This window comes from Roseovarius sp. D22-M7, assembly GCF_037083785.1.
Lineage (GTDB): Bacteria > Pseudomonadota > Alphaproteobacteria > Rhodobacterales > Rhodobacteraceae > Roseovarius.
Genome location: NZ_JBAPKY010000100.1, coordinates 1 through 6,116 on the forward strand (window position 1 = coordinate 1; position 6,116 = coordinate 6,116).

The following is a 6,116-nucleotide window of genomic DNA, read 5'->3' on the forward strand; positions in this document are numbered from 1 at the left end:
AGGACGAGGGCCGCGTTGGCGCCGCCGAGCATCGCGTCCTGCGTGACGCTCTCCAGCCGGTCGCCGCCGGTGGTCATGAACACCGTGAGGCTGTTCGTCTCATCGGTCGCGAACGGGGATGTCGGCGTGCCGAGGGCATTTGCCGTGGCACCCCAGGCCGCCTCGCTCAGGGATCGCCCGACCTGTGCCCAGTCCGTGCCGTCGGGGCTGCGATAGAGAGAGGCGCCGGGCCAGCCGGGGCCGCCGAAGCCGGCCATCATGTAATAGAGCCGCGATCCGGACCCGCCGGTGTCATCGGTGTCGCGCAGCAGGGGAAGGTCCGGCAGGATCAGCCGGGTGGCGGCGCTGGCGCCGATCACCTGCACGGGCGTGCCGGACCCGCCATCGGCAGCCACGCTGGAGACGTAGGTGGCGGCGGTCTCGGAGACGCCCGTCACCGCGAGCGAGTAATCCGCGCCCACATCGAGCCGGGTGATCCGGGTCCGGAAACGAGATCCGCTCGCAAAGACCACATCCGCGACATCGGTGGGATCGAGGCGCAGCCAGTCGGCCGGCAGTTCGGCCTCATAGGTGCTGCGTTCGATCCAGGCGCTGTAGAGGGTCTTCGCGGCGATCTGCTTGGCCGTCGTCGCGTCCAGCGCAAGGGCCAGCTCCATGCTGGACTGGTTGCGCGACTGCATGGTCGGCCGCGGCAGGGAGGTGCGCTTTGCGCTCTGGGTGCCCTGGCTGTAATCGGCTTGTGCGTCCATGTAGACGACGCTGACCCGCTCGGGGAGCTCGACCTCCTGCGTGCGCCGCTCACGCCAGCGCTCGAAGGTCCGCTCATCCAGCGGCAGCAGATGATCCGCATCGATGGTTGCGGCGGGCGGTCGTCCCCGCGTCCGGAACCGCAGGGTATCGTCGCTTTCGGCCGCGTCGAAGAAATACGCCTGTGCCAGCGGCTCGATCGCACCCCGCACGGTGGTCTGCCGCCCGATGACGTAGCCGGGCACGATCGCCCCGAGATCGGCGACGTCGATATCGGACGGACCAAGGCCGGCACGCGCGCAAAGGTCGGAGACGATGCCGGAGAGCGTCTCTCCACCACCGCCGCCGCGATTGAGAAAGAGCTTCGCCCAGCCGTCGCTGCCGCGCACCAGATGCGTGTCGGAGGCGGCATCATAAACCTGCGCGCCGCGCTCGCTGACGGGATAGGGCCAGGTCTCGTCGAGCACCACCGCGCCGGTCGCGGTGTCGAGCTGGATGAGCCGCGTGCTGCGCATCAGCGTCCAGCGCTGCCCGGTCAGCCGGCTTTGCCCGAAGAACGGCCCCTCGTAGTTGATCTGGTGGGGCACGACCGTCTTCCAGACGATGCCGGTGTCGCTGCGCCATTTGAGCGTATGGATCGCGCCGGCCGAGCTGCCATTCGCCACGCGCGCCTGGAAGAGGACGCTGTCATCGGTGACATCATAAGTGAGACCCCCGGCCGTGTCCCAGAAGCCGGTCGCGCCGGGCTCGATCTCGTCCGGCGCAAAGCTCGCGACCTTCTCGAAGGTGACGCCGAGGCTTTGCCCGGAGACGCTGTCGTAGCGCGCGGTGGCCGCGACGCGGAGGCGGTAGAGCCCGAGGCTGGTGTGGTTGATCCCCCGGCCGCTGGCCAGCACCCAGCCCTCGCCAAAGCCCTCGCCGACAGCGCCGGCAATGACGCCGCGCAGGCGCGACTCCGCCACGCGCTGGCCAGCGCCCCAGACATAACCCATGTCTTCGGCGCGCAGCAGGCCGACATCGTCGAAAAGCGAGCCGGTCAGCAGGAAATCGATCCGCCCCGCGGGGCCATAGGCGGAGACCATCCCCATCCAGGTCGTGGCGACAAAGCGCGTCGTGACATTGGTCAGCCCGTTGCTCCGGCTTCCGAAGCGGGCCACTTCCTTCAACGCATTCGGCTCGACTCTCACTATGGGCCGCGAGTTGCCGGAGCCCGCGGTGAGGTAGAGATGGCCGTCTTCGCCACAAAAGAGCGTGCTCGGGAAGTTGTTCGGCGCGACGGCCGTGATATCCGTCATCCGCGCCTGGCGGTCTTCTTTCATGGTCCGCAGGCTGAAGCGGCGGATCCCGGCCTCGGCGGCGTCCGCGTCGCTGTCGAGAAAGTAGCCGTATCCGCGCCGCCAGTCGACGGCCAGCTCGTCGAGCTGGTAGCTCCCGAAATATCCGCCTTCGCCGGTCGTGATAAAGTCGATGAGCTGCCAGGGCTGCTGCGCCGCCCGCTGGTAGGTGATCTCGGCCGTGATGTTGGGGATGCGGTTGCCGAAATCCGCGAGCGCCAGGTCCTCGAAGACGATGGTGGCCAGACCCCGATGGGCGGGCGCGCGGCCCGCGCCGACATGCGTCTCGATAAGCGGGTCGGACAGCTGATCCTCCGCGCCGGAATGGAAACGGAACCTGAGATCGGGCCTCGCGACATCGGGGCTTGCGCCGGTCTTGTCGTAGATGAGCTTGCCGTCGGCCCAGATCCGGAGCACGTCCCCGGCCGGCCCTTCGCCGAAGGCGAGCGCGAAGGACGCGAAATAGGAATAGGTGACCGAGGTCCGGGTGGCGCCGCCGCCGCCCTTGCCGCCTGAGCGGGTCCTTGTGACGTTCTTCTGCTCGGAGATGCCGGCGGTCCAGATCATGTTGCCGGCCATGCGCAAGGTGCCGTAGCCGAGGGCGATGGATGCGCCATAGGCCGACGAGGACACGGTCAGGTCGCCGAGGCGCGGTCCCTCGGTGGTGACATCCTGACCCCTGCCGGGAAACAGGAGGTTGCCGGCCACCGAGCCGACGAGCCAGCCGGCTTGCCAGCCGAGGCCGACCGCGGAGCCGAGTGCGGCGCCGCCTGCTGCAACGAGAATGGCCATTGAGCGTTCTCAGCGTAAGTGGGGTCCGGTTCCGCGTCCGAGAACGCGAAAAACAAGGTTCAGAGGTCAGGCTCCGGGGTGGCGAAAGCGAAAGGCGAACTTGACCTTGCGGGGCCATTCGCCAGCATAGGGTTCCTCGATCACCTGCCGGCGCGTGGCGTGCGCGTGCAGCAGATGCGGCTGCCCGAGCCGTTCGGTCAGAAAGCCGCAATGGCAGGGATAGGCCTGATCGGCGAAGACGAGCACATCGCCGTGCCGGGAGTCGGTGATGGCGACGCTGTCCATGTGCGCGCGAAAGTGGTCGACAAAGCCCTGGCCCTGCGCACGGCGGCCGTAGGCGGTGTGATCATAGTCGGAGAGCCGCAGGCTGCGGGCGACCACGACCACCAAACCGACGCAATCGAGGCCCCGGATGCTGCGCCCCTGGTGCCGCCACGGGGTGCCGAGCCATGTTCGCGCCTCGGCGACGATCGCTTCCGGGGTGACTGTCTCGGATGTCACGGGCTCATCGTGCATCGGGATATCGCATCATGGCATCCTGGCCGGGCACATACGGCTCGCCGCGGAAGTTGAGGACGTTCGCGAAGCGGTCGATGCAGGTGTCGAGGCGCTTGTCGCAGCCGGGATGGATCCGGAACATGTCGCCCGCGGCAATCGCGTAGCCCATGGGCAGGAACAGCTCGACGCGACCGGTGGTTTGCACCCAGCCCTTGACCTCGATGGCGCGCCCGGCATTGGCACCGGTCTCCCAGGTCAGCACACCGCCCGCGAACCAGTCGTCAGTGGCGCGGGGCTCATCGAGTTCGGCGGTAAAGACGGCGCGATCGGTGACCTCGGTCACAACGCCTGACCGGGTCCAGGCCTCCTCGGCCTCGAACACGGCGTCGCCATCGAGGGTCTGCGCGCCCACGCTTGTGTCGAACGCGGGCTGCGTCGCGGCGGTCGTGCCCGGGGTCACGCAGCGATAGACGCGGTTCTCGTAATCTGCCGCCGTCGGAATCGCGGCAGTGGTGTCGGTGATCACCGCCGTCACGGCGTCGAAGGCGGCGTTGGACTGGCTGCCGGCCGCAAGCTGGTGCAGCAACCGGATCCGCAGGATGCGCGTGCCCGCGGGCAGCTGCGCCTGATCGACACCCCTCTGCGCCCAGCTGTCTTCTGGCAGGATTTCCTCGAAGCCCGTGTCGAGAAGGGATACGAGCAGGCTCGACGCGCCGTCCAGCGCGTCGATCACGATCCGCCCCAGATCGTCCGGAAAGGAATTTGCCCGTTTCACCGATGCGTCCAGCCGGTAGGCGTCTGCGTCGATCTGCTCAGGGTCCAGACCCGCGCCAACGAGATCGATGGACTGGGTCAGTTCTCCCGCCGCAGAGCTGCCGCCCTCAAGATAGAAGCTGCCAAGCGCCGGCGCCAGGCCGCCATTGCCCGCGTCATGCACGTCCCAGTCGCCCGAGACCCGTGCCCAGCCGGTGGGCGTGAAGCCGGACCCGTCCCCGGCGCCATCCGCCTCGAAATGGCCGTTGACGATCGGCAGCGCGAAACTGACCGGCGTGCCGGTCGTGCGCACCCGCACCACGTCGCCTTCGGCATAGGCGGTGAGCCGGGCGATCTCGGACGGATCGACCGGCACCTTGCAGCGGTGATCTCCGAGATCGGCGCGGCATTCGGGGCTGTAGAGCTCGCCGATGCGTTGCTGCAGCGCTTGCGTCATGCCGCGCAGCTCGGTCCGGAATATGTCCTGCTCGCTCAGCACGACCTCGCCGAACCAGCCGCGGCGCATCCGCAGAGCGCCCATGGCGGGGTCCGCCCAGTTGACGATGAAGATCCGCACCTCGGCCTGATCGAAAAGACCCGCGCGCAGCTCTTCCTCGGTGATCGCGGCGCTGTCGAAGACGCCCTCGACGTCGAGATTGTCGACGCTCAGGCTCGCGTCACCCGCGATGGCCGTGCGCGAATAGCCCGAACTCGCCCTGTAGAGATTGCCCTCGAACGCCAGATCGCGGTCGTGGTCGGTGAAGAAGAACTCCCTGCCGTCGATGCGGGTGATGCGCCAGCAGGTGGCGAGCGTCGTTACCGGCCCGGCGAGGTGCGCCGCCAGCGCTGTCGAGGTCGATTTCATGGGCGGATCTCCACGATGGGGATTTGCGGCCAGACACCGCGGTCATAGGTCTCGAGCGACAGGTCCATGTGGTCGGTGTCGAAGCGCACCGGCACGTCGAACGCGAAGTCCGCCGTCACCTGCACCCCGGATGCGGGGGGCACGGTGAAGGTCACAAGCCCGGTGGCCGTGTCGACGCTCCAGCCAGAGGTCGCCTCGACGCCGTCGAGGCTGATCTTCACCGTTCCCGGAACGGGCCTGGTGATGACCCGGGTCTCGACCGCGCCGCCGCTTGCATAGCTCTTCACCAGCTGGACCGTTTCGGTCGTGCCGTCGCCCTGCGCGATCGGCTGGGCCAGCGCCTGGTAATCGGTCCAGTCCTTGAACCGGAACCCGTAGGCGCGGCCGCGCCGCGCGCGGAAGAACGCGATGAGCTCGGCAACATCGGCCCGGCGTTTGAGCCCGCTGCCCACATCCCAGCGGCCGCGGGCGGCAGCCCAGTTGATATTGCGCCGTTCCAGCCCGGCGCTCGTGGTGATCACCGTGGTGCTGTAGCCCGGACCGCCCGACGCGCCCCGCGCGATCGCCTCCGGAAACCGCACCTCGTGAAATCCGGTCATGCATCCTCACATGTTGCGTTGTGCGCGCTGAAGCGCGCGGGACAGGTCCGCCGAGATCTGCCCCTGCGAGCGGCGGAAGGAACTGGCGTCCGGCGTCGTGACATTCATCACCACCTGGACGGGGCGCGGGTGCTCGCTGTCCCGGCTGCGTGACGCCGTTGCCAGCTGGCGCCGCGACAGCACCATCTCGCCCCGCTGCAGGATGGCCGGCACCTCGTCATGGCGCAGCCCGGCTAGGCCGCCGCCGTGCATCCGGGGCGCGCCGGCAAAGGCCAGCGCCGGGACGGGCCGCGAGAGGGCGGGCGCACCAACCAGACCACCGCTGTGGAAGATGCCCGCCAGCAGGTTGCCACCCCCGCCCAGCCCGGAGACCCAGTTGGCCAGGGGGCCGGTGATGGCCGAGCGCACAGCGATGCGGGTAATATCGGCCATGATGCTGTCGGCCAGCGCGCGAAAATCCATCCGGCCCTTCGTGACAAACGCCACCAGCGCATCTTCGGCGCCCTTGAAGGCCCGCCCGAGCGCCGC

At 68.5% G+C, this 6,116-nt stretch carries 5 protein-coding genes; all 5 read right to left on the reverse strand.

Annotation, left to right across the window (positions count from 1 at the left end; translation table 11 throughout):
- Positions 1-2,873 (reverse strand): phage tail protein (locus V8324_RS20795; protein ID WP_336421808.1); only part of this gene is annotated, 2,873 nt, incomplete at its 3' end.
- 66 nt (positions 2,874-2,939) lie between these two features.
- On the reverse strand, positions 2,940-3,374 hold the full coding sequence (locus V8324_RS20800; RefSeq protein WP_336421809.1) for a C40 family peptidase: 435 nt from the start codon (positions 3,372-3,374) through the stop codon (positions 2,940-2,942).
- Between the two features lie 4 nt (positions 3,375-3,378).
- On the reverse strand, positions 3,379-4,989 hold the full coding sequence (locus V8324_RS20805; RefSeq protein WP_336421810.1) for a DUF2163 domain-containing protein: 1,611 nt from the start codon (positions 4,987-4,989) through the stop codon (positions 3,379-3,381).
- Positions 4,986-5,588, reverse strand: coding sequence for a DUF2460 domain-containing protein (locus V8324_RS20810; protein WP_336421811.1), 603 nt, complete (start codon positions 5,586-5,588; stop codon positions 4,986-4,988). Before V8324_RS20810 ends, V8324_RS20805 begins: the two co-directional genes overlap by 4 nt.
- Positions 5,589-5,594: 6 nt before the next feature.
- Positions 5,595-6,116 (reverse strand): phage tail tape measure C-terminal domain-containing protein (locus tag V8324_RS20815; protein WP_336421812.1); only part of this gene is annotated, 522 nt, incomplete at its 5' end.